This window comes from Pararhizobium sp. IMCC21322 (genome assembly GCF_030758295.1).
Classification (GTDB): Bacteria; Pseudomonadota; Alphaproteobacteria; order Rhizobiales.
In genome coordinates, this window is record NZ_CP132335.1 from 5027351 (window position 1) to 5050814 (window position 23464).

The 23464-nt window shown below is 54.3% G+C and carries 20 protein-coding genes; 12 read left to right on the forward strand and 8 right to left on the reverse strand.

The window, feature by feature from the left end; translation table 11 throughout:
- Window positions 1-30 precede the first annotated feature (30 nt).
- The 11 genes from RAL91_RS23925 (at window position 31) to RAL91_RS23975 (ending at window position 14159) form a co-directional block, all read left to right on the forward strand.
- Window positions 31-798 carry a GntR family transcriptional regulator gene (locus RAL91_RS23925; RefSeq protein WP_306258734.1) on the forward strand — a complete coding sequence of 256 codons (768 nt, stop codon included), beginning with the start codon at window positions 31-33 and terminating at the stop codon, window positions 796-798.
- Window positions 795-2186, forward strand: coding sequence for a glucuronate isomerase (gene uxaC / locus RAL91_RS23930; RefSeq protein WP_306258735.1), 1392 nt, complete (start codon window positions 795-797; stop codon window positions 2184-2186). The genes RAL91_RS23925 and uxaC overlap by 4 nt, the downstream gene beginning before the upstream one ends.
- 1 nt (window position 2187) lies before the next feature.
- Window positions 2188-3519 carry a mannitol dehydrogenase family protein gene (locus RAL91_RS23935; protein ID WP_306258736.1) on the forward strand — a complete coding sequence of 444 codons (1332 nt, stop codon included), beginning with the start codon at window positions 2188-2190 and terminating at the stop codon, window positions 3517-3519.
- 61 nt (window positions 3520-3580) lie between these two features.
- Window positions 3581-4465 carry a BadF/BadG/BcrA/BcrD ATPase family protein gene (locus RAL91_RS23940; RefSeq protein WP_306258737.1) on the forward strand — a complete coding sequence of 295 codons (885 nt, stop codon included), beginning with the start codon at window positions 3581-3583 and terminating at the stop codon, window positions 4463-4465.
- Between the two features lie 28 nt (window positions 4466-4493).
- Window positions 4494-5645: an N-acetylglucosamine-6-phosphate deacetylase gene (gene nagA / locus RAL91_RS23945; protein ID WP_306258738.1), complete on the forward strand. Its 1152-nt coding sequence runs from the start codon at window positions 4494-4496 to the stop codon at window positions 5643-5645.
- Between the two features lie 15 nt (window positions 5646-5660).
- The gene (locus RAL91_RS23950; protein ID WP_306258739.1) at window positions 5661-6542 is read left to right on the forward strand and encodes a LysR family transcriptional regulator; all 882 of its coding nucleotides are present in this window, start codon (window positions 5661-5663) and stop codon (window positions 6540-6542) included.
- 104 nt (window positions 6543-6646) lie between these two features.
- Complete coding sequence (locus tag RAL91_RS23955) at window positions 6647-7465, forward strand: putative hydro-lyase (RefSeq protein ID WP_306258740.1); 819 nt, start codon at window positions 6647-6649, stop codon at window positions 7463-7465.
- 25 nt (window positions 7466-7490) lie between these two features.
- A complete protein-coding gene (locus tag RAL91_RS23960; protein ID WP_306258741.1) occupies window positions 7491-8537 on the forward strand; it encodes a TRAP transporter substrate-binding protein in 1047 nt (348 codons plus the stop codon).
- Window positions 8538-8644: 107 nt separating this feature from the next.
- Window positions 8645-9205 carry a TRAP transporter small permease subunit gene (locus RAL91_RS23965; RefSeq protein ID WP_306258742.1) on the forward strand — a complete coding sequence of 187 codons (561 nt, stop codon included), beginning with the start codon at window positions 8645-8647 and terminating at the stop codon, window positions 9203-9205.
- Window positions 9205-10488: a TRAP transporter large permease gene (locus tag RAL91_RS23970; protein WP_306258743.1), complete on the forward strand. Its 1284-nt coding sequence runs from the start codon at window positions 9205-9207 to the stop codon at window positions 10486-10488. Before RAL91_RS23965 ends, RAL91_RS23970 begins: the two co-directional genes overlap by 1 nt.
- 65 nt (window positions 10489-10553) lie before the next feature.
- The gene (locus tag RAL91_RS23975) at window positions 10554-14159 is read left to right on the forward strand and encodes a hydantoinase B/oxoprolinase family protein (protein WP_306258744.1); all 3606 of its coding nucleotides are present in this window, start codon (window positions 10554-10556) and stop codon (window positions 14157-14159) included.
- Between the two features lie 87 nt (window positions 14160-14246).
- On the opposite strand, the gene RAL91_RS23980 is transcribed toward RAL91_RS23975, so the two are convergent.
- The 4 genes from RAL91_RS23980 to RAL91_RS23995 all read right to left on the reverse strand — a co-directional run bounded on the left by RAL91_RS23980 (window position 14247) and on the right by RAL91_RS23995 (window position 18055).
- Window positions 14247-14978, reverse strand: coding sequence for an SDR family oxidoreductase (locus tag RAL91_RS23980; protein ID WP_306258745.1), 732 nt, complete (start codon window positions 14976-14978; stop codon window positions 14247-14249).
- A gap of 217 nt (window positions 14979-15195) precedes the next feature.
- Window positions 15196-16188, reverse strand: a complete 993-nt coding sequence (locus RAL91_RS23985) for a sugar ABC transporter substrate-binding protein (RefSeq protein ID WP_306258746.1) — start codon at window positions 16186-16188, stop codon at window positions 15196-15198.
- 27 nt (window positions 16189-16215) lie between these two features.
- Window positions 16216-17238, reverse strand: coding sequence for an ABC transporter permease (locus RAL91_RS23990; protein ID WP_306258747.1), 1023 nt, complete (start codon window positions 17236-17238; stop codon window positions 16216-16218).
- A complete protein-coding gene (locus tag RAL91_RS23995; protein WP_306258748.1) occupies window positions 17225-18055 on the reverse strand; it encodes an ATP-binding cassette domain-containing protein in 831 nt (276 codons plus the stop codon). Before RAL91_RS23995 ends, RAL91_RS23990 begins: the two co-directional genes overlap by 14 nt.
- 358 nt (window positions 18056-18413) lie before the next feature.
- On the opposite strand from RAL91_RS23995, the gene RAL91_RS24000 reads away from it, so the two are divergent.
- Entirely contained in the window at window positions 18414-19433 is a 1020-nt protein-coding gene (locus RAL91_RS24000; protein WP_306258749.1) for a LacI family DNA-binding transcriptional regulator, read from the forward strand.
- A gap of 149 nt (window positions 19434-19582) precedes the next feature.
- Here RAL91_RS24000 and RAL91_RS24005 read toward each other — a convergent pair whose 3' ends face one another.
- The 4 genes from RAL91_RS24005 to RAL91_RS24020 form a co-directional block, all read right to left on the reverse strand.
- Window positions 19583-20770, reverse strand: coding sequence for an MFS transporter (locus tag RAL91_RS24005; RefSeq protein ID WP_306258750.1), 1188 nt, complete (start codon window positions 20768-20770; stop codon window positions 19583-19585).
- Window positions 20771-20837: 67 nt separating this feature from the next.
- A complete protein-coding gene (locus RAL91_RS24010) occupies window positions 20838-21500 on the reverse strand; it encodes an SGNH/GDSL hydrolase family protein (protein ID WP_306258751.1) in 663 nt (220 codons plus the stop codon).
- 29 nt (window positions 21501-21529) lie between these two features.
- A complete protein-coding gene (locus RAL91_RS24015) occupies window positions 21530-22483 on the reverse strand; it encodes an ABC transporter permease (protein ID WP_306258752.1) in 954 nt (317 codons plus the stop codon).
- Between the two features lie 2 nt (window positions 22484-22485).
- Window positions 22486-23448 carry an ABC transporter permease gene (locus tag RAL91_RS24020; RefSeq protein WP_306258753.1) on the reverse strand — a complete coding sequence of 321 codons (963 nt, stop codon included), beginning with the start codon at window positions 23446-23448 and terminating at the stop codon, window positions 22486-22488.
- Window positions 23449-23464: the final 16 nt, after the last annotated feature.

The following is a 23464-nucleotide window of genomic DNA, read 5'->3' on the forward strand; positions in this document are numbered from 1 at the left end:
TATACTGGTCCAGCACAATAGGAGCCAGCCATGGCGCAGCAAACTGAGATTACAGCGGTTGCACAGCCACTAAACACGCAGCAACCGGACAAGCGCTTCCCTGAAATCGATCCGGCACAACCTGCTGGAAACCAGATTTTGAACGTCCTGCAAGCCATGATCCTGACTATGGAACTGCCGCCGGGACAGGCCCTTTCAGAAGCGGATATCGCGACCAAATTCGGGGCCAGCCGCACACCGGTCCGCGAGGCATTACAGAAATTGCGTGAAGCCCAATTGGTCACCACACAGCCAAGCCGGGGCAACTTTGTGACAAGGCTCAACAGGAGTAAAATTCTGGAAGCGCGTTTTCTGCGGGAGGCCCTGGAAGTTGCCATTGTCGACCGTCTTTGTGAAACGGGTCTGTCAGACGCGTTTACAGCCAGCCTCCACGATAATCTGAAGCGCCAGAAAAAGGCAATCAAGCGCCGCGACACTCAGGAATTTAGCCATCTCGATGATGCATTTCATCTGACCCTTGCGCGAGCTACTGATTATCCCCGCGTTGCCGATGTTCTGAGACGGGAAAAAATTCTACTCGACCGGCTTCGGGTTTTGGCTTTGCGCAGCAAATCCCACCAGAAAAGCCTGCTTCAGGATCATCAGAACATGCTCGCCACAATTCTGGAACAGGACAAGAATACGGCAATCAGTTTGACCAGACGGCATTTGAATACAGTACTCGACACGCTGTCAGCTTTGGAGCAAACACATGCTGACTATTTTGAACAAGACACCACAACACGGACCGTTTTATGACGAACGCACCCATGGGCACGATCCATTTAACAGCTCAAGCTGACACCATCTACCAGCACATTCGTGACATACCGATTGTATCTCCGCACGGCCATTGTGATCCGTCCTGGTTTGCCAAGAACACGGCGTTTAGCGACCCGGCTGAACTGCTGATTATTCCGGATCATTACGTGTTTCGCATGCTGTACAGTCAGGGCGTTCCGCTTGAAAGCCTTGGGCTTGGAACACCTGCAGAAGACCGCGATCCAAGGAGAATTTTCAAGATCTTTGCGGAACACTGGAACCGTTTTCTGGGCACGCCCAGCCGGCAATGGCTCGAGCATACATTTGTCAATGTGTTTGGCCTGACAGAACCACTGACGCCAAAAACTGCAGATCACTACTATGATCTGATCGACGCCAAACTGAAAACGCCGGAATTCCGGCCAAGAGCCCTGTTCGAAAGCTTTGGCCTTGAGGTGCTGGCCACCACCGATGGCGCACTGGATACGCTTACCCACCACGCGGCCATCCAAAACAGCGACTGGCAGGGCCGTATTATTCCGACCTTCCGCCCAGATACAGTTCTCAACCCGGCATCGCCGGACTTTATCCCCCATATGCACCAATTGGCTGAAATGACGGGAGAAGACACAGCGTCCTTCCAAAACTACCTGAGCGCATTGCGCCAATGCAGAGCAGCCTTCAAAGCAGCCGGCGCAACCGCCACTGATCACGCCATCACCGAAATCTACACGGAACAAATATCTGATGCAGACATGCAGGCCTTACTGCAAAAAGCCCTGAACGCGCCTCTGGATCACGCCGAGTCCACGCTGTTTTACGGCCGGATGCTGATCGAAATGGCGCAGATGTCGATTGATGATGGCCTTGTCATGCAGATTCATGCGGGCAGCTACCGTTCGACAAATCGGGCCCTGTTCAAAAGCTTCGGAAATGATATGGGCGCGGATATTCCAATCGCCGTCGATTGGGTGCGCGGCCTGGCGCCCCTGCTCAACAAAGTTGGCAACAATCCCGATCTGACCATTATTCTGTTCACGCTGGACGAGACAACCTATGCCCGCGAACTGGCCCCGATGGCTGGTCACTGGCCATGCCTGCGTCTTGGACCGCCCTGGTGGTTCCATGACAGCCTCAACGGCATCGCACGTTACTTCGATGCGGTGGTCGAGACTGCGGGCTATTGGAATCTCGCCGGTTTCAACGATGACACACGGGCATTTTTGTCCATTCCGGCACGTCATGATTTATGGCGGCGCGGCGTTGCCACGCATCTGGGTACACAAATCTCCCGCGGCCTGTTTGGAAAGTCAGATGCTTTGGAAATCGCGCGGCTTCTGACACGCGATTTGGCGATCGATGCTTACCGCCTGAGGGGTGTATGACATGAAGCGCATTCTGCATCTCGGCCCCGGTAACTTTTTTCGCGCCCATCAAGCCTGGTATACGCACCACGCCAACGCTCACGGGAACGAGACCTGGCAAATCACGGGTGTTTCCCTGAAAAGCAGCACAGCAAGAGACAACCTTGCGCCGCAGGACTGTGATTATACGCTGGTCATTAACAGTGTTGCGGACACAGACTATCAACGCATTACCGTCATCGACAGAATTCTGGTTGGCCCAGAAAATCCGCAAGCAATCATTGATCTGATTGCTGATCCGGCAACAGTAATCGTCAGCCTGACAGTCACCGAAAAGGGCTATCACATAGATGCCAAAACCGGCCATCTCAACACGGGCAATCCTGATATTGCAGCTGAAATGTCCGACGGCCAGCCCCGCACGGCGATTGGCTTTCTGGCGTTTGGACTGCAACAACGACAGCAGCAAAATGCAGATCCGATAACAATTATCAGCTGTGATAATCTGTCCGACAATGGCGCGACTTTAAAAAAGCTGGTGCAGGAATTCGACCAGGAGGCCAGTGTTGGCCTTGCAGATTGGCTGAAAAAATCAGTCACCTTTCCTGGCACCATGGTCGACCGCATCACGCCTGCAACCACGGATTCACTGCGCCAGGAGGTTCATCAGAAAACCGGCTGGGCAGATGCCTCACCGGTTGCGACCGAGCTGTTTTCAGAATGGATAATTGAAGATAATTTCGCTGCAGCACGGCCTGCCTGGGATCAGGCGGGCGCGCAGTTTGTGGATGATGTTTCCCCTTTCGAGCAAAGAAAGCTGCGGCTGTTGAACGGAACCCATTCATTCCTCGCCTATGCCGGCCTTTACACCGGCCATACCTATGTTCATGAGGCGATTGCCGACGCTTTGCTGCGGAAAGCTGTTGAAGATCTGATGCTGGAGGCAACCGCCACATTGCCCGCAGCCATGCATTCGGATGCCGCTGACTATTGCACAGAATTGATTGAGCGTTTTGCCAACCCGGCTTTGAAGCATGAGCTGGCACAGATCGCCGGTGATGGCAGCCAGAAACTGCCAGTCCGAATCCTGTCGACGATTACCGACCGGGACAGCAAAGGCATACCTTCCCCGCGTGCTTTTGATGCAATCGCCTATTGGCTGGTTTTTATTCATCAACGCAGTGCAGCTGGCGCGGATATAAACGATCCGCTGGCAAAGCGCTTTGCTGAAATCCAGCAATCCTCTGACGATAGACGTAGCAGGCTCAGCGCCATTCTTCAAACATTATCACCTGACGCCAGTCTTGATCAGGACAGGATTCTGGACAGGGCAGAGACACTTCTGGACGCCTGACAAAATGTGAGACATGTTGAGGACTGGGGTCTGAACCCAATTGTTCCCACGGGAGAATTTTGTGGCGTATTTTCTGGGAATTGACGGCGGCGGGACCGGATGCCGCGCGCTTGTCTGTGACGAGGTTGGCACATTTCTTGGGTCAGGCAGCGCAGGATCAGCCAACATCGCGTCCGACCTTAAAGGCGCACGCGACAACATCATTCTGGCAACCCAGTCAGCCATCGAGGCGGCAGGTCTTCCCGCAGACGCCATACAAAATCTCTCGGCCTATCTTGGTTTGGCCGGGGCCAATATCGACATCGCAGTGGCTCAATTGTCTGAGTTACTGCCTTTTGCTGATATGCGGATCGTCAGCGATGCTGCTATCGCATTGCAAGGTGCCATAGGATCGCAGGACGGTGCGGCGGCCATCATCGGCACCGGATCGATATTCCTGCAACGCAAGGCTGGAACATTCGCGCCGCGCGGCGGGTGGGGTTTCACCGTCGGCGACCACGCCAGTGGCGCACGGCTTGGCCGGTCACGGCTCGAAGCATCATTGCTGGCTCATGATGGCATCAGACCGCAATCACCATTGACGCGCACAACAATGGCCAATTTCAAAAATGATCCGCAAAAGCTGGTCACATTTGCACAATCAGCAAGCCCGGCCGATTTCGGTACCTTTGCGCGCGATATCTTTGACTTTGCCGAACGGGGTGATGCCACGGCTGCTGTAATTATCAGCGAAGCGGTCCAGATGATTGAAGACATTTTGCAGGCGATGGACCTTCAGGCCGGTGAACCATTTTGCATGCTGGGCGGTCTTGGTCCAAAATATGTGCCATATCTGAGCGCAACCAATCGCGAGCGGGTTCAGCCACCACTTGCAGATGCGGTCAGCGGCGCGGCAGCTTTAGCGGTCCAACACTTTAGCAATGTGCCAAACACGCATACGGCATAAAACCCTGATCGGAGCAGGAAGCAAACCCATGAGCCAGATCGACGCCTATTCAGGAGCCACCATATTTGATGGCGAACAGCGCCATGAAAATGCAGTGCTGCTGGTGCAGGCTGGCAGCGTTCTGGGCATTGTATCAGAAGAGAACATCCCACCTGATTGCACCCAGCATATTCTGGCTGGCGGTCTGCTCGCACCCGGCTTTGTCGATCTGCAGGTGAATGGCGGTGGCGGTGTTTTGCTCAATGACCGGCCCGATCTCGACGCCATCAAGACCATTTGCGCCGCCCACGCGCCTTTTGGCACAACATCCCTTTTGCCAACCCTGATTACCGACACACCCGCAATACGAGACACCGCCATTGAGGCCGGCATCGCAGCTGGGAAAGCTGCAGTGCCCGGATTTCTGGGATTGCATCTGGAAGGGCCGCATTTATCAGTAGCACGCAAGGGCGCTCACGATCCCAACCTGATCAGGCCAATGACTGAGGATGATCTGGCGACAATCAAACTGGCCAGACAGTCCCTGCCCTTTCTGATGACCACAATCGCACCGGAATCCGTCACCAATGCACAAATCGCAACTTTGAAAGCAGCCGGTATTCTCGTCAGCCTCGGCCATTCTGATGTCAGTTTTGAAACCGCAACCGCTGCCGCCATTGCCGGTGCGGGGGCCGTGACGCATCTCTTTAATGCCATGAGCCCGCTCGGCCACCGGGAACCCGGACTGGTGGGCGCGGCACTTCGCACAGAAAGTCTGTTCGTCGGACTGATCGCCGATGGCTTTCATGTCCATCCAGCAGCCATCGCAACTGCGCTTGCAGCCAAACGCGGACCGGGCCGGATGTTCCTGGTAACTGACGCCATGTCGACCATTGGCACCGATCAACAATCCTTCACCCTGAACGGCCGCACAATCCGCCGCGATGGCGGAAAACTTGTACTGGAAGACGGCACATTGGCCGGCGCTGATCTGGATATGATTTCCGCCATTCGCTTCATGGTGACATCTGTCGGTGTTACTTTGGATGAGGCGCTGCGTATGGCCTCGCTTTATCCGGCCATGTGTCTGGGCGCCCATACCACCCTTGGCCATCTCAAAGCCGGGGCGGCAGCGGATATGGTCCATCTTGACCAAACGCTTGAAATCAAATCCGTGTGGCGCGGTGGGCAGAAATTATAGAACACTGGATCCACCTTGCGGCTTAACTTTGAACAATTGAAAACCTTCCTGATGGTCGTGCGCTTTGGCGGTGTGCGACGCGCTTCCGAGCACATGCATTTGTCGCAACCCGCTGTCACAGCACGCGTTCAGAATTTGGAACAATGTCTGGGCGTCGATCTGTTTGACCGCAGGAAAGGCGCGATGACGCTGACCAAGCGTGGCGAGTCCCTTCTGAAATATGCCGAGCAATATGTTCAGCTCAGTGATTTGATCGAACGGGATATTGTCGACCCGGCTGGCATTGATCTGCATTTGCGCATTGGCGTTTCAGAAACAATTGTCCAAGCTTGGCTTCCAGAATTTGTCTCCCGGCTCCGAAAGGAGTTTCCCAATCTGGCCATTGATATCGCTGTCGACATCTCCTCCAATTTGCGCGAAGCGCTGCTGACCCGGTCCTTGGATCTTGCCATCCTGCTTGGACCGGTCTCTGAATTCACAGTCGACAACATAGACCTGCCCGATATGACGCTGAACTGGTATTGCGCTGCAGAGGCTGTGCTCGACGATGATCCGGCGCAGCTGTTTCTCTCAAATCCGGTCGTGACCTATGCCCGCAACACCCGCCCGCATCGGGAATTGAAGTCCGAATTGTTCAACCGCTACGGGCCCGGCATTTCTCTCTTTCCATCTTCATCACTGTCAGCCTGTTTTCGCATGGTTGCATCCGGTCTGGGTGTCGCCGCCTTGCCGGAAAGTCTGGCAGCACCCGAACTTGCAGCGGGAAATGTCCGCAAATTCGATCCGGGCTGGAAACCGAAAGCACTACACTTCACAGCATCTTACCTTGGTGATCCGCAGTCATTTTTATTGGCGCGCGCCGCAAATATCGCAAAAGAAGTGGCCAATGGGGAATGATAGTTGATCAAAAAAGCTGATCGATTTTGCAATGAAAACACGATTTGACCTGATCAAATAATTGACCCAGCCTAACCAGCACAAGACATGCAAGGTTGGGAATTATGGTCAAGGCGACCGCATCAAATTACACGGAACTGCGCTCTCACAGTGTTGAGGCGGTCCGTCAAGCAATTCGCACTGACCAGTATACCGGCCATACTGCAGGCCTTGCGCCCGGCAAGCTGCAGGCCAATCTCGCCATATTACCACAGGAATATGCGCTCGACTTCATGCGCTTCTGTCAGCGCAACCCGAAGCCCTGCCCGCTGGTCGGCGTCTCTGAAACCGGCGATCCAATGTTGCACACTTTGGGGCGGGCGATTGACGTGCGCACCGATGTGCCGGGCTATAATATTTATCGCAATGGCGAAATGACCGGCTCGCAATCCAGCATCAACGATCTGTGGAGCGATGATCTTGTCGCTTTCGCTCTGGGCTGCTCATTCACCTTTGAAAATGCCCTTCTGACTGCAGGAATCGCCCTTTGGCATATCGAGGACAACAGAACCGTCCCCATGTACCGCACGTCATTGCAAACAATTGATGCGGGCGCATTTGGCGGCGGCACAGTTGTTTCCATGCGCGCCATGCCCGCCAACCGTGTCGAAGAAGCGATCAAAATTTCGTCCCGCTACCCCTGGGCGCATGGCAGCCCGGTTCATATCGGTGACCCGGCAGAGATCGGCATTGCCGATTTGAATCAACCTGATTGGGGTGATCAACCACCGGACCTGCAAGACACAGTGCCCGTGTTCTGGGCCTGTGGCGTGACCCCGCAAAACGCAATCATGCGCGCCAAACTACCGCTTTGCATCACCCACACACCCGGCAAAATGCTCATCACCGATATCGATGAAACCGCCGAAATACCAGTCATCTAAAACTTACCATGCAATGGAGAAACGAATGAAACGCACATTGATAAGTCTGACAACCGCCCTGCTTATGGCAGCAACCGGCCAGGCAATGGCAGCCGACAAGCCAGCGACGATCAAGGCTGTCGGCACCTGGGGCAATCTCACCAATTATGTGAAACATGAAGGTCCGTTCTGGAATGACCGGATTGCAGAAGCAACCGGCGGACAGATTCTTGGAGATATCAAGCCACAGACCGAACTGGGCCTGAAGGGCTTTGAAATCATGCGTCTGGTTAAAAACGGCGTGTTCGATTTTGCTTTTGGCCTGCCAGGTTATGTTGCCGCTGAAAACCCGATTTTTGAAGGCGCTGACCTGTCAACATTGACGCAGGATATCGACACCGAGCGTAAGGTGGCAGAAGCCTATTTCCCGGTTCTAGAAAAATCCTTTGCCGAAATCTACAACGCCAAGCTGATGATGCTCTATCCGTTCCCAAGCCAGACCTTGTGGTGCAATGCCGAAGTCAACGGCATGACGGATTTGAAGGGCAAGAAAATCCGGGTCTACGCCACAACACTGGGTGATTTTGTCGAAGGCGTTGGCGGCACATCCGTAACCGTGTCTTTTGCTGAAGTTATTCCGGCTCTCGAAAAAGGCGTTGTTGATTGTGCCATCACAGGCACCATGTCGGCTTACAAGGCCAACTGGCATCAGGTCGCAACCCATGCCTACACGTTGCGTGTTGGCTGGGGCCTCGCATTTGGTGCCATGAACATGGACAAGTGGAACACCATGACACCGGCACAGCAGGACATGCTGAGCGCTGAAATGGCCAAGCTCAATGATGAAATGTGGGCCGAAACCGCGACTGAAGACGAAATCGCGATTTCCTGCATCACTGGCGGCGCATGCGACATTGGTGAGCCGGGTTCCATGAAGCTGGTAGAACCTTCAGAAGCCGATCTGGCCATGCGTGATACCGTTGCAACAGACGTTGTGCTTGCACGATGGGCTGAGCGTTGCGGGCCAGAATGTGCGGCAACCTGGAACGAGACTGTAGGTCCGATCCTCGGCCTGACAGCTACGGCCAAGTAAGCCTTTCTAAAATCAGCCGCCGGATAGAAAGTGACAGAAAGTGACAAAAACTGACTGTCCGGCGGCTATCTACATCTGCTCCTCAAATTTCGAGAATGATAAAGATCATGGATCGACTTCTTCAATCAGCACGCAAAACAAGTCAGGTCCTGGCCTGGATCGGCGGTAGCCTCATCATTCTCTCCGCTCTGCTGGTCACGCTGGAAGTGATCCTGCGCAAATGGTTCAACATCAGTCTGGGTGGAGCCGACGAAGTATCCGGCTACGCGTTCGGCATCGCCACCAGCCTTGCCCTTGCTTATGCTTTATTCGAGCGCGCCCATATTCGCGTTGATGCGCTCTATAATCTTTTCCCTTTTCCCCTGAAAATTGCTGCCAGTCTGATCGGCCTGTTTCTGCTGGTCGGCTTTGGCGCTGTCATTGCCTGGACAAGCTGGGGATTGGTGGCTGACACGCTCACGCACGGCTCGCGCTCCATTACGCCGCTGCGCACACCACTCGCCATTCCGCAAATTCCGTGGATTTTTGGCTGGCTGTTCTTTGTTTGCTGCGGAGCCATTTTGTTTGTTGCTGCAGTCAAGGCACTGCTGACCGGCAATGCGGACCAGACAGACCAGTTGATCGGCATGAAATCCATCGACGAGCAAATTGAAGAGGAGATGAAATAATGCTTCTCAAAACCCTTCTCATACTCGTCGCCCTGATTGCTCTGGCGGTCCCCATTGCAGCCTCACTTGGCTGGCTCGGCCTGACCCTGCAATATCTGGAAAGCCCCATGCCACTGCACCGCGCATTGGGTGACATGGTGTGGCAGACCGGAACCGACTTTCTGCTGGTGGCCATTCCCATGTTCGTGCTGCTGGGCGAAATCCTGCTGCGGGCCGGCATTACCGAACGCATGTATGACGGCATGGTCAAATGGCTTGGCTGGTTGCCCGGTGGCCTGATGCATTCCAACATCGGATCCAGCGCCCTCTTTGCAGCAACCTCCGGCTCTTCCGTCGCAACCGCTGCGACGATTGGCACCATCGCTGTGCCGCAGATTCATGAGCGGAAATACAATGAGCCTCTGTTCCTGGGCACGATTGCTGCCGGTGGCACATTGGGTATTCTCATCCCGCCTTCCATCAACCTCATTCTGTATGGCCTGCTGACAGATACGTCTGTTCCGGAACTCTATCTGGCAGGTTTCATTCCAGGCTTTCTGCTGGCCGTCCTGTTCATGGTTACAATCGTTATTCTGTGCATCCTGAAGCCCGAATGGGGCGGGACAGCTATCGTCGCCACATGGAAAGAGCGCTTTTCTGCGCTGCCGTCACTGATACCACCGATTGGTATTTTTCTGGTGGTGGTCGGATCAATCTATGCCGGTATTGCAACCCCAACCGAAGCCGCCTCTTTGGGTGTTGTCGCAGCCATGATCCTGGCGGCATTCAACCGCAAACTGACCATTGATATGTTGCGTGTGGCCATTGAAGGAACAATGCGCACCACGGCCATGATCATGCTCATCATTCTGGCCGCTGTCTTTTTGAACTTTGTGTTGTCGGTGATCGGCCTGACACAGGCATTGGCAGACTTCATCACCGGTCTTGGCTACACACCGTTTCAAACCATGCTCGTCATCATCGGTGTCCTGATCGTGTTGGGCTGTTTTATGGAAACCCTCTCCATGCTGTTGACAACAGCACCTTTGGTCACACCCATTGTCATCGCGCTTGGTTATGATCCGGTCTGGTTTGGCATCCTGTTGATGGTGCTGCTGGAAACGGCGCTCATAACACCACCCATCGGCATTAATCTGTACGTGGTGCAAGGCATTCGCGGGCGCGGAGAAATGCTGGATGTAATGATCGGGGCTGCACCCTTTGTGCTCACCATGTTCGCGATGATTGCTTTTCTTTTGGCATTCCCGCAACTTGCACTTTGGTTGCCTTCGCTGGTCTATTGACCAAAACCTGAACGCACTGACAAAAGCAATAATTCCCGCTGCAAGCGCGCGGGCAAACAAAGGAGATGTGTCTCATGTGGCAATTCTGGGTAGATCGTGGCGGCACTTTCACCGACATCGTGGGACAACGTCCAGATGGTGCATTGGTGTCCCATAAATTACTGTCCGAGAACCCGGAGCAATATCCTGATGCAGCCGTTCAGGGCATTCGCGATCTCCTGAAGCTTGATAGCGTCCAACCCATTCCAAAAGGCAGCATTTCCGCTGTCAAAATGGGGACGACCGTCGCCACAAATGCGCTTTTGGAGCGCAAGGGAGATCGCACGCTGTTGCTGATCACCGAAGGCTTCAAGGACCTGCTGCGCATCGGGTATCAGACCCGCCCCAAATTGTTTGACCTTCACATTGTCATGCCGGAACTGCTTTACAGCGATGTCGCGGAAGTGCCTGAACGGCTGGATGCGGAGGGTAAAATCATTCGTCCGCTTGATCTGGCCACTGCAAAATCGGCGCTGCAGGCCGCCTATGATCGCGGCCTGCGCGGCGTCGCGATAGCCTTCATGCATGCCTATCTCAATCCCGATCATGAAATGCAGGTCGCTGAAATCGCCCGCCAGATCGGCTATACGCAAGTGTCCACCAGCCATGAAACCTCCAAGCTCATCAAGCTGGTGGGTCGTGGTGACACCACAGTGGTCGATGCCTATCTCTCCCCAATTTTGCGGCGCTACGTCAATCAGGTCGCTGATGCGCTGGACCTGGAAGGCGGTGCCTGCGAGCGCCTGTTTTTCATGCAGTCCAATGGCGGACTGACCGATGCTGGCCTGTTTCAGGGTAAGGACGCCATTTTGTCCGGCCCGGCAGGCGGCGTGGTCGGCATGGTCAAAACCGCGCATCAGGCCGGGTTTGAAAAACTCATCGGCTTCGATATGGGCGGTACATCCACAGATGTCTGCCACTACGCGGGAGACTATGAGCGCTCCTTTGAAACCGAAGTGGCTGGCGTGCGCATGCGAGCCCCCATGATGAACATCCACACGGTGGCCGCAGGCGGTGGCTCAATCCTGACCTTCCGCAATGGGCGCTATCAGGTGGGACCGGAAAGCGCAGGTGCTAATCCCGGCCCGGCCTGCTATCGCCGTGGCGGCCCGCTAACCGTGACCGATTGCAATGTTATGCTAGGCAAGCTCAACCCGGATCATTTCCCACCTGTGTTTGGTCCCAATGCTGACGCACCATTGGACAAGAATGTCGTGGCGCAAAAGTTCCTTGAACTGGCACAGGAAATTGCCGACGCCACCAACGCGGACGCCTTGAGTCCGGAAGAAACCGCTGAAGGGTTTCTGCGCATTGCCGTTGAAAACATGGCCAATGCGATCAAGAAGATTTCCGTTCAACGCGGTTATGATGTGACCCAATATACGCTGAATTGTTTTGGCGGTGCCGGTGGCCAGCACGCCTGCCTAGTTGCTGATGCCTTGGGCATGACAAGTGTATTCCTGCATCCCTTTGCTGGCGTCTTGTCCGCCTACGGCATGGGACTTGCTGAAATCCGTGCCTTGCGGGAAGTGCAATTTGAACAGCCTGTGGCCAAGCAAGCCGAGGCCGTGTCTGTGCTGTCCAATCTGGCCAAAGAGGCACGCGATGAAGTGGCCGGTCAAGGCGTTGCAACCGACAAGATTACCGTCCTGAAACGCGCGCATTTACGGTATGCCGGATCTCACCAATCACTTGAAGTTCCCTTCAGCACCGAAGCGGAAATGCGCACCAATTTTGACGAAGCCCATATTTCCCGCTTTGGTTTTGCCTCTCCCGGACGCGCGCTCAACATTGAAATGCTGAGTGTAGAAGCCATTGGCGGCGCGGAAGATGTTACGGAACCAGATAGCGCTGGCCCGGAAACCGAAGCCAAACCAGCCGACCAGATACCCCTTTACGGCAAAGGGGCTTGGCAGAAAGTTCCGCTCTATCAACGTGAGGCTCTGGCCGTTGGTCAAGTGGTGACAGGCCCGGCCATCATCACGGAATCCACAGGAACCAACTCTCTGGAACCGGGCTGGCGCGCCCGTGTCGACACATTTGGCAATCTGATACTGGAGCGCTTTGAAGCCAATGCTCGCGAAGCTGCCATCGGCACAGATGCAGATCCGATCATGCTGGAAGTCTTTAACAACCTCTTCATGTCGATTGCCGAGCAAATGGGCGCAACCCTTGCCAACACGGCCTATTCGGTCAACATCAAGGAGCGACTGGACTTTTCATGCGCCCTGTTTGATGCCAGTGGCGATCTCGTCGCCAATGCACCCCATGTGCCGGTGCATCTGGGGTCCATGGCTGACAGTGTGCGAACCGTTGCAAGACTGAATGCCGACACCATGAAAACCGGCGACAGCTTCATGCTCAATGCGCCGTTTAATGGCGGAACCCATCTACCCGATGTCACTGTGATCACGCCTGTTTTCGACAATGCCGGCAGCGACATATTGTTTTATGTCGGTTCGCGCGGCCACCATGCCGATATTGGCGGTCGCACCCCCGGCTCCGCGCCACCTGACAGCAAGCATATTGATGAAGAAGGCGTGCTGATCGACAATTTCAAACTCGTTGATCAGGGCACTTTACAAGAAGAAGCCACACGAGCGCTGCTCGCTTCAGGGCGCTATCCATGCCGCAACATTGATCACAATATGGCTGATCTGGAAGCGCAGATTGCAGCCAACGCCACAGGCATCCGTGAAGTTCACCGCATGATCGACACTTTTGGGCTGGACGTGGTGCTGGCCTATATGCGCCATGTTCAGGACAACGCAGAAGCCTCGGTCAAACAAGTTATTGGCCGGTTGAAAGATGGCTCCTTCACCTACCCGATTGACAGTGGCGCACAGATCAAGGTGACGATCAGCGTCGATCATGACAAGCAGGAAGCCGTGCTTGATTTCACCGGCACGTCTGAGCAAGACGTTTACAATTACAACGCGCCACGATCCATCTGTGGTGCAGCCGTGCTTTATGTGTTCAGAACCCTGGTCGGCAGTGACATTCCGCTGAATGAAGGCTGTCTGAAACCACTGAAAATCATTGCGCCGGAAGGCACCATGATCAACCCGCTTTATCCAGCGGCCGTGATTGCCGGCAATACGGAAGTCAGCCAGGCCATTGCCAATTGCCTGTATGGCGCATTGGGCGCATTGGCCTGTTCGCAAGCCACCATGAACAATTTTGTCTGGGGCACAGATACTTTCCAGAACTATGAGACCATTGGCGGCGGCACAGGTGCCGGGCCGGGTTTTGATGGCGCAAGCGCTGTGCAATCACACATGACCAACACCCGTATGACAGACCCAGAGGTGCTGGAACAACGTTTCCCGGTTCGGGTTGAGGAATTTGCCATTCGAGACGGCTCTGGCGGCAAGGGCAAATGGTCCGGCGGCAACGGCATCAGGCGTCGCCTGCGCTATCTGGAACCGGTCATTGTCACAGTACTGACCTCACACCGCATCACTCAACCCTTCGGCGTGGATGGCGGTGCACCTGGTGCATCCGGCGAAAATTGGGTCATTCGCAAGGACGGCGCAAAGGAGCGTCTGAAAAGCAACGACGAGGCAGATTTGTTGGCAGATGATCAGATTGAAATGCTCACACCCGGTGGCGGCGGCTGGGGGCACTCCTGACTGGGGTCTGGGCTCAGTCCGCTTGCTCTGACAGAGCCACCAGCGGTTTTCACAACGGCAAATGCACGAAGATTTGTGGTGCCCAGCCTATCTCGCCAAAAACCCGCCATCGACCGGTATGGCGGTCGCATTCAGCATCCGCGAATTTTCCGACAGAAGAAACACTATCAGGTTTGCGATATCGTCAACGTCCGCAAAGTGACCAACAGGAACGCGCGACAGGATGGGTCCTGATTTCACAGGATCGCTCCAAGCTTCCGCAGCTAATTCTGTCATAGTTATAATCGGGTTGATGCAGTTAACGCGAATGCCGTGTTCGCCCAGTTCGTTCGCCATTACGCGGCTCATTGCATCCATTGCACCCTTTGATGCGCAATATGACGTATGATCGGCAAAGCCAACAAACGACGACATGCTGGACACGTTTACGATGGCACCCTTACGCTTCGCAGCAATCAACGTCTTGCTGAATTCTTGCGCTGCAATCATCGCGGCCTTTGTATTGATCGCATAGATTTCGTCAAAGCTCTCTTCGGTGACTTCCAAAAAGGGTTCCAGAATATTGATTCCGGCACAGTTAACCAAGCCGTCGGCAGCTACCACACCCTGCACCACTGTCCGAAGTTCAGCAGAATTCCCGATGTCGAGAGCATAGGTTTGGCATCCGGTTTCGGCCTGTAAGGAACTCAAATCTGACGCTGTTCTCGACAAAGCCACGACATTTGCACACAGTTCAGACAACATCAAACATGTCGCTCGTCCGATGCCTTTTCCGGCGCCGGTGACAATAATTGTTTTTCCGTCCAGATCCTTGGGCATTTAAGTTCTCTTTTGTTTCCAATAATTTGGCTGACGGTATGAAATGATAATGACGAGAAACAGAAACATTCCTCGTCATCATCATTCGCCGACGGATTGCACTTTCCTGGACTGATAAGGAGCATGCCATCTTAAATCCAGGACTGCGTTTGAATGCTACTGCAACGGCGCGTTCATGTTGCTTCCTGAAACGGAAAACGCACCGTTGCCATTTGGCTTATCTTCCCATTGCGGGACGAGAGTACCGATTGGCTTTCGCAATAAGTTCGTCAGCATCGGATTCCCAGTCGATCATTGTGAAGGGGCCAGACCATACGGGCTCTACTTTTTCGCCTTTGGACAGAGCGATAAAGGCATCGGCCACAGCAACACCGCTGTCATCAATCATGCGAAGCGGTGACGCGCTAAGCCAGCCTTCTTTCATTGCAGTGATCTCATCACCCGTGCCGCCAAAGCCCATGGACAGCACTTTGTCTGAAAGGCCCGCACCTTTCAAAGCCTGCCCAATGCCAAGACCAACACCAGTAGAAACGCCGTAAATCAAGTCGAGGTCAGGCTCTGCTACGATCAGATTATTTGTAGCATCAAATGCCTTTACTCGATCGAAGTCAGTATGCACACCGATGACAATTTCGATGTCAGGTGACTTCTTCACTACGTCAAGGAAACCATTCATCCGCTTGTCACTGACGACGCCCGGCACACCCTGAAGCACGGCGACCTTGCCTTTGCCACCAAGGCGTCCAACGGCCCACTCTCCAGCAATCCGACCACCCTCATAGTGATCAAAGGCAATGTACTGCGCAGCCCGAGCCTGCTCATCTTCATGCGGTTCGAGGAAGTTATAGACCACAACCCCAACGCCTGCTGCCTTGAGCTTGCGCAGTCCTGGAATTGCGGATTCGTATTCGGTGGCACCGAGCATCACATAGTCAACACCACGTTCAATCACCGATTCCACCTGAGCCAGTTGGCCCGCGTGATCTGTGGCATCCTGAACGGCGAGTTGGATGACATCATACTCGACCCCCTTCTCATCCAGACGCCCGCGCATCGCCCAATAGACGCGCTCCCAAGCGTCGGAGATATCAAAGGATGGTGATAGATAGGCGATCTGCATCTTGTCTTCGGCGGCAAATGCTGCGGTTCCGCCAGTTAGACAAAGTGCCACCCCCATAGTGGCCCCTAGCAGTGTTCTCCGATTTAGCATATTTAGTTCCTCCCTTTAAGTTGTCGACTAGTTGCGCGAGCCGGATCGCGTGCGCAGATCGGCGATCCACGCAATTCTGTTTTCACGTATGTTGTTAATTGTAACGGCCGAGATGACAATGATTCCAATCGCGACCATCTGCCAAAAGAACTCAACACCGGCAATCACCAAAGCATTGTTAAGCATCGTCAAGAGAATCCCGCCCAGAACGGTTCCATAGAGCGTTCCGCGTCCACCGAACAGGCTTGTACCGCCGATGATGGTTGCCGCGATGACGTGGATTTCCATCCCCGTGCCAAGTGTCGCCTGGGTGCCGTCAATCCGGGCCATCCATAGTAGTCCACCCAGGCCAACCGCGATGCCCATGAAGCAATACACGGCGATTGTAATGCGATTCACGCGAATGCCCGCCAGCCGCGCAGCTTCTGTATTTCCGCCCACTGCCCGGACGTGAACGCCGAAGGTGGTGAGGTTAAACAGCCAATGCGCCACAAGAACAAAGAGAACGGTGACAATGATTGGCACAGGAATACCGGCCACTTTGCCTTGCCCCAGCCAGACGAGTTGTGGCGGGAGCCCATAGTACAGCTCCCCGGCAGAGTGCAACAGGGCAACCCCTCGGAATGTGACCATCGTGCCCAGTGTGGCAATCAATGCCGGCACCGCCAGATAGGTCACAACCACGCCATTGATCGCCCCTAATACGAGCGAAACCGCGAACAAGACGAAAAGTCCCGGAATATAGTGCAATCCCCCATCCAGAAGCGCAAAAGTTACGCAAGTGGAAAGTGCCATCGCCGCACCAACCGACAGATCGATCCCGCCCTTAGTGATAACGAAAGTCATGCCAATCGCGACAATGATGTATGTCGACGCCTGAGTAAGCACGTTGCTCATGTTCGAGACAGTTGCAAAACGCGGATTTATAAGTGCAAACAGCACGATCAGCGCCACAAGAACCAAGGTCAACCCAAGGTTATCGAACTTGAATCGCGTATCAGAATTGCCCGCGCTTTTATCAACGGACTTCGTTGCTTCAACGGCTGACATGGTCCGCCCCCTTTCCAGACAACTCTCCAATAGTGATCATTGAGACTATTTCTTCTCTTGTTGTTTCATCCGTTCTCTTCACCCCAACCATTGTACCGTTTTTCATCACCGCAACGCGATCAGCGAGACTGAACACGTGTTCAAGGTTGTGACTGATGATAAGTGTTGTAATCCCCGACTCGCGCAACTTGCCGACAAGTTCGAGAACTTTGGAGCCCTCATCTATGCCGAGTGCGGCCATAGGCTCATCCATGATCAGCAGTTTGGGCTCAGCCAGCAAAAGGCGGCTGATGGCAATTATCTGGCGCTGCCCACCGGACAGCTTGCGCACCGGATCGTTTAATTTTGGCATTGCGATCGAAAAGTTGCGCAACAAATCAACTGTTTTGCTGCGCATTTGCAGCTTGTCCAACCGCGGCAGAAATCCAAGTGCCGAGCGCGTCAATTCACGGCCCAAAAAAACATTTTGGGTTACGTCTAGCTCATCAACGAGCCCAAGATTTTGGTGAACCGTTTCGATACCGACGGCTGTGGCGTCGGTAGGGCGCGCAAAACTGACCTTCACCCCGTCAAACTGAATTGATCCGGAGTCTGGCATAATCGCGCCAGAGATCGCCTTTATCAGTGTTGACTTGCCCGCGCCATTATCACCAACGAGCGCCAGAACTTCTCCCCGGTACATCGTCAAATCGACATCCCGCAAAGCGTGCAGACCGCCATATCTCTTGTTGAGCCCTTGACCTACAAACAATACGTTGCTGTCTGCCACGTCGTGAGGCACGCGCTCCAAAACTGTTGTCTTTGTTTGTGTCTGCATTCTTCCCCCTTCGCTTCAAAAACGAGCATCTTCGTCTTGACGTGCAACATCATCGATCCAACGTTAAAAGTTGCGACAGATTAACATTGTAATTCAACCTCCAGGAATGCTGCTGACCCCCCAAAACTGCATCCTGGGCACCATACTTCTGTATGTTATTACTAATAAGAAGTCAACTATTAGTAATTTGAGTTTGTGGATCATTTGTGTTCTATTGAATCGGCAATATTGATGGCACAGGGTGCTGTGAGCATGCCTCACTCGGATGGATAAATTGGCACGAACCAACACTCTTAAACGCCCAACCACGGTTCAATCTCAGCGGCGGAAGGGAAAACGCGACTCTGGCCGTGTAACCATGACCGATGTCGCATTGGAGGCTGGCGTTTCGCAGACGACTGTTTCTTTCGTTCTGGGCCAAACTGCAGGGAGCAAACTACCGCAAGCGACGCGTGAGCGCGTCATTAAAGCGGCGCACAAGCTGGGATATAGCCTGCCGACACTCCCCGCGTCACCTATGCCGGTAACGTCCGCTGTCTCGTGCACGATCGGCATCATGGTTGACCAGCTATCGACTACCCATGATGCAGTGGTCGCTATTGAGGGTGCCCGCTTGGCCTCGCGGAACACTGGAAATGTCTTTTTGGTTGCCCAGATGGCTGGTGATCCGGAAACAGAAAATCGAACCATCGAAGCATTGAAAAAAGCTGACATATCCGCGCTCATTTATATGGCAATTTTCACACGGGAGTTGATCGCACCTGCATTTCTGGGCGATCTGAAAATTCCCGTTGTCTTGGTCAATTGCCATACGGAAGATTGCCTCTTCCCTTCGGTCGTTCCCAGTGAAATTGCGGGTGGCGAAAACACCACACTCCACCTCATCAAACATGGACACCGACGCATTGCGACGATCACCGGAGAGCATTGGCAGGAAGCCACTCAGGATAGACTAGTTGGGTATCGCAGGGCGCTTGCCACAGCAGATATTCCATTTGATCCCGAGCTTGTCGTCGAAGGAGACTGGTCAACAAGTTCAGGTTATGATGCAACCAAAAAACTGTTGCAGATAAAGAATAGGCCAACGGCAATTTTCAGCCAGAATGACCGAATGGCTATCGGGTGCTATGAAGCATTGAAGGAACTAGGGCTGGATATCCCGAATGACATATCCGTGGTCGGGTATGATGACGAGGAAGTCGCTCGGCACTTGCACCCGCCGCTCACCACGTCAGTCCTTCCGCACCGCGCTATGGGAGAATGGGCAATTGAACGACTCGGAATACCTTTTACGCCTCAAGAACGTCGTTTTCCGATAACCAAGGTTGAGTGCCCCCTTGTTATTCGAAAGTCAGTCGCGCCGCCAAAGGCCAACTGAAGCCTGCATTCCATCACGCCGGAACCGCACATATGTCATCCTGCCTGCCATCGTCCTAACAGCCAGAGCATCGTTTTGGTTCTTGGCCCAGAACCTTAAGTCCGGATTTAATTGGGAGGTCAGGGTCTGAACCCAATTGAATTCAAACTCTAAGATTGAGATGTAAGGGTCCGTAACCGCATCATGGCCACAACACCAAACAACGGCCCCAGTGCCAGTCCGGCCAGCACTGTCGGCCAGCCAAATACCGAGGCAAGCAGAGGCGTGGTCTGTACTGTGACAATGGTCAGAGCGAAGCCGAGGGCGGTTTGAAATGTCATCAGACTTCCAGCCTGATCGGGCGGCGCGAAATCGGCCACCAACGCTGAGAACTGCGCTGAATCCGGGATGATACTGATGCCCCAGATCACCACCACGATCAGTGTCAGCCAGGCAGGCCCGCCAAAAGTCAGCGCAGCGGCTAACGCCGACAGACCACTGATGATCATCGCTATAATGGCGACTTCTGCCTTGCCGATCCGGTCAGCGACCAGTCCAGCCAATATGCTGGCCACTGCACCGGCGGCAATCGCTGCAAAGGCGGTGATAGTTGACAGCCGAACCGCCTCATCCAATGGCATCGTGACCGCATAGGAGGTGGCCGTTGCCAGACCAACCCAGGCCCACATGGCATAAAGCTCCCACATATGGCCAAGATAACCTGCATAAGCCAGCCGCACCCGGCGGTTGGTCCAGGCAGACGCTATTGTGCGCGGGTTGAAACGCGGCGCAATGGAATGGTGCGGCCCCAGCCCGACAAGCAGGCACAGCAAGCCACCAGCAGCGGCAGCAACAGACACGACAACAATGATCAGCCGCCAGTTTGCACCGCCGGCAAGGGACAAAAGATGCGGAAAGGCAGACCCAAGCGTGAGCGCAGCAATCAGTGCGCCGACAAGAAATCCGCGGTCCTTCTGCCCCCATCCTACCATGATTTTCATGCCCACCGGGTAAACCCCGGCCAACAATGCACCGGTCAGGAACCGCGCTACAATGGCAAGCCCGCTACCCGGTGATGACAAGACAAGCGTGAAATTCACAATGCCCGCCAATACAGCAGAGAGCGCAAAAACCCGCCTTGGGTCATACCTGTCTGCCAACCCGAAAAACGCGACAATCAAGGCGCCTACAACGAAGCCTGCCTGAACGCTGCTGGACAAAGCCGCCTGACGCATTCCGGAAATGTTCACCTCCCGGATCATATCCGGCAGGCCCGCCGAGGACACAAACCACAGTGACATGCCGGCAACTTCCGCCAGAAGCAGCAGGCTCAGGGAGCGAAAACGGGATTCGGGCAAAAGATAGCTTTCGAGGTCAAGAAGAGGTGCGGCACACCTTATCGAAGAGCATCAGAACCACAATGCATCAGGCATTCAGAATATCGTGAACCTTGTTCGCAATTGCCTTGCCAAGATCCATATTGTTCTGAGCTGTAAAGTGAATACCATCCACACCGTCCGTGGTGATGAAATCTCCGGCATTGAGAAATTCCACCTTCATGAAATCCGCCATATTTTTGTATTGCTCGCCAAGCTCCGCAGTTTTTTCATGCCCACCGCCAAACATACCCTGAAAATACGGGTGCGGCATCGGGGTGAGCGGTGGCGGTGCAACGACAAGCGTTTTGGGGGCAGGATAAGGCGTACCAACGCCGCCGGCGCTCGCACCAATTTGGCCCACCAGTTTCGCCATGCCATTGGCAATTTCATAGGGCGTGCGGTGGAAGAAGCATTTTGTGTCATTTGTGCCAAGCATGACAATCACAAGGTCCAGCGGCAGATGGCTGGCAAGCGCCGCCGGCAGATAATGGCTGCCATTAAGACGCGGATCATTGGGATCATCAAGACTGGTGGTGCGTGCACTCAATCCCTCCTCGATGATATGAAAGCCGTCCCCCAGTTGAGAGGCCATGACACCGGTCCAGCGTTGTTCGAACGGATAGCGATAGGTGGGCGCGCCTTCAACAACCGGGATCCAGCCCCAGGTCAGAGAATCGCCGTAACACAGAATGGACTTTTTATCGGACATGATGGATTCCTCGGTGCAGGTTTGATTGGTCAGGATTTGGCGGTTCGAACGCCGTAGAAGATGGCGGCGAGCAGAATGATCATTCCCTGTGCCATCAGCTTGCCAGGATCATCGATCCCGAAAGTCGTCATCACCACAAACAGCAGTGCAAAGGACAGAACGCCGAAGAACGGGCCGGAAACGCCGCCCTCGCCGCGCCCGAAAACAACACCGCCCAGAATGGTGGCAGCCACTGCCAGAATCGGCAGATCAAGCCCGACCCGCACACTGCCAACAGCAATGGATGCGGTCTGCACAAGGGCAGCAATTCCGGCAATCAACCCGGCCAGCGTATGCGCCAGAATGACGGTCCTCTCTACGGGTACGCCTGAAAAATGCGCCGCCTGCGCATTCGCGCCCACCGAACTGACATAGCGGCCAAAAACTGTGCGCCCCAGAAACAGGGCCATCAGAATGCTGAGGAAGATCCAGAAGAGCACCGGGGTCGGGATCGACCAGAATTTGGTGTTGTAGATATCGCTGAAAATTGATGGCACATCGCCAGGTGGCTTGCCGCTCGACAGAAATTGAACAAGCCCGATCAGAATAATGCTGACAGCCAGCGTGACAATCACCGCCGAGACACGGCGCTTGCTGACCATGTAGCCGTTAAACAGTCCAATTCCCGTTCCAATCATAAGTGCCATGGGGACGAAGAACCAAAGCGACGCATCGGGAAACACGCTTGATGAAATCAGGTAGTTGATCAGAAGGATGACACCGCCACCGGACAGATCGATTGAATTGACCCGCATCACCAATTGCTGGGCAAGAACCAGAATGCCAAGCGGAACCACCTGCCGGATAAAGATGCCCATAATGTTGACATTCAGCATATGCGGACGGGAGATCGACAGAATGATCAGCAGAATGAGAAACACATAGATTGCGGGCGGCACCCGCAAAAGGCGCTGGACAAGCCCGGCGTAAATCGTGTTCGCCATAATCAAAGCCCCATCCGTTTGCGGGACTGGAAGGCGACCACGAACACCAGAATTGCACCCTTGATTGCGGTCTGAATAAAGGGAGAGATGTTGGCCAGATTCATGCCATTGGCGAGCAGAGCCATAACCATGGCCCCGATCACCGTCCCATGCAGACTGCCAACACCTCCGGACAATTGCGCGCCGCCAATAGCGACAGCTGTGATCGCATCAATCTCAAAGCCAAGACCGACATTGGGATCACCGGAGACGATGCGCCCTGCCAGGAACACACCCGCCAGCGCGGCAAAACAGGAACAAGCCATATAGGCCAGAATAATATTGCGCTTATCGGCAATGCCGAAATTATGCGCCGCATCCGTTGTTCCGGCTGCAATACCGCCGCCAATTGCAAACAGATGCAACCCATAGCGAGAGCCATGAAGGATCTTCCAGGCGACCAGAATCACAAACAGGCCCCAGAACACAGGCAATGGCACCCCGAGAAAACTTCCCGCAACGGCTGAGATGACAATATCCGGCACGGTTCCACCAGATACGGGGCGCAGCATCCGGGTGATGCCAAGCAGAATATATTGCATCGACAAGGTCGCAATGATCGGATGAACATTGAACCGCGTGACAACAGACCCGTTGATAAAGCCGATCACTCCCGCGAGCACAAAAACGGCCGGTATCAAAATGAAACCCGGTCCTTCCAGCGCCAGAATGGCAGTTGTAAAACTGATCACCGAGCCAACCGACAGATCGAGACCACCCAGCAATATGACAAACATCTGACCGATTGCGGCAATGATCAGCGGCATGGCCTGAGCCACCAGATTGAACAGGTTTTCGGCGCTGAAAAACTGTTCCGTCTGAACACTCAGAACCACAGCAAGTACGATGAAGCCAAGCAGAGGCAACAGCCACATGCCCTGTCGGGATTGCTGCCCGGTAAACATGTTCTTCAGCGTAGATCTCATCGTTTTATCGCTGTCT

What these genes read in the sequence shown, in the direction of transcription:
- RAL91_RS23925 (WP_306258734.1), top strand. Translation starts at nt 31, where the DNA reads ATGGCGCAGCAAACTGAGATTACAGCGGTTGCACAGCCACTAAACACG.
- uxaC (WP_306258735.1), top strand. Translation starts at nt 795, where the DNA reads ATGACGAACGCACCCATGGGCACGATCCATTTAACAGCTCAAGCTGAC.
- RAL91_RS23935 (WP_306258736.1), top strand. Translation starts at nt 2,188, where the DNA reads ATGAAGCGCATTCTGCATCTCGGCCCCGGTAACTTTTTTCGCGCCCAT.
- nagA (WP_306258738.1), top strand. Translation starts at nt 4,494, where the DNA reads ATGAGCCAGATCGACGCCTATTCAGGAGCCACCATATTTGATGGCGAA.
- RAL91_RS23955 (WP_306258740.1), top strand. Translation starts at nt 6,647, where the DNA reads ATGGTCAAGGCGACCGCATCAAATTACACGGAACTGCGCTCTCACAGT.
- RAL91_RS23960 (WP_306258741.1), top strand. Translation starts at nt 7,491, where the DNA reads ATGAAACGCACATTGATAAGTCTGACAACCGCCCTGCTTATGGCAGCA.
- RAL91_RS23965 (WP_306258742.1), top strand. Translation starts at nt 8,645, where the DNA reads ATGGATCGACTTCTTCAATCAGCACGCAAAACAAGTCAGGTCCTGGCC.
- RAL91_RS23970 (WP_306258743.1), top strand. Translation starts at nt 9,205, where the DNA reads ATGCTTCTCAAAACCCTTCTCATACTCGTCGCCCTGATTGCTCTGGCG.
- RAL91_RS23975 (WP_306258744.1), top strand. Translation starts at nt 10,554, where the DNA reads ATGTGTCTCATGTGGCAATTCTGGGTAGATCGTGGCGGCACTTTCACC.
- RAL91_RS23980 (WP_306258745.1), bottom strand. Translation starts at nt 14,978, where the DNA reads ATGCCCAAGGATCTGGACGGAAAAACAATTATTGTCACCGGCGCCGGA.
- RAL91_RS23985 (WP_306258746.1), bottom strand. Translation starts at nt 16,188, where the DNA reads ATGCTAAATCGGAGAACACTGCTAGGGGCCACTATGGGGGTGGCACTT.
- RAL91_RS23990 (WP_306258747.1), bottom strand. Translation starts at nt 17,238, where the DNA reads ATGTCAGCCGTTGAAGCAACGAAGTCCGTTGATAAAAGCGCGGGCAAT.
- RAL91_RS23995 (WP_306258748.1), bottom strand. Translation starts at nt 18,055, where the DNA reads ATGCAGACACAAACAAAGACAACAGTTTTGGAGCGCGTGCCTCACGAC.
- RAL91_RS24000 (WP_306258749.1), top strand. Translation starts at nt 18,414, where the DNA reads ATGACCGATGTCGCATTGGAGGCTGGCGTTTCGCAGACGACTGTTTCT.
- RAL91_RS24010 (WP_306258751.1), bottom strand. Translation starts at nt 21,500, where the DNA reads ATGTCCGATAAAAAGTCCATTCTGTGTTACGGCGATTCTCTGACCTGG.
- RAL91_RS24015 (WP_306258752.1), bottom strand. Translation starts at nt 22,483, where the DNA reads ATGGCGAACACGATTTACGCCGGGCTTGTCCAGCGCCTTTTGCGGGTG.
- RAL91_RS24020 (WP_306258753.1), bottom strand. Translation starts at nt 23,448, where the DNA reads ATGAGATCTACGCTGAAGAACATGTTTACCGGGCAGCAATCCCGACAG.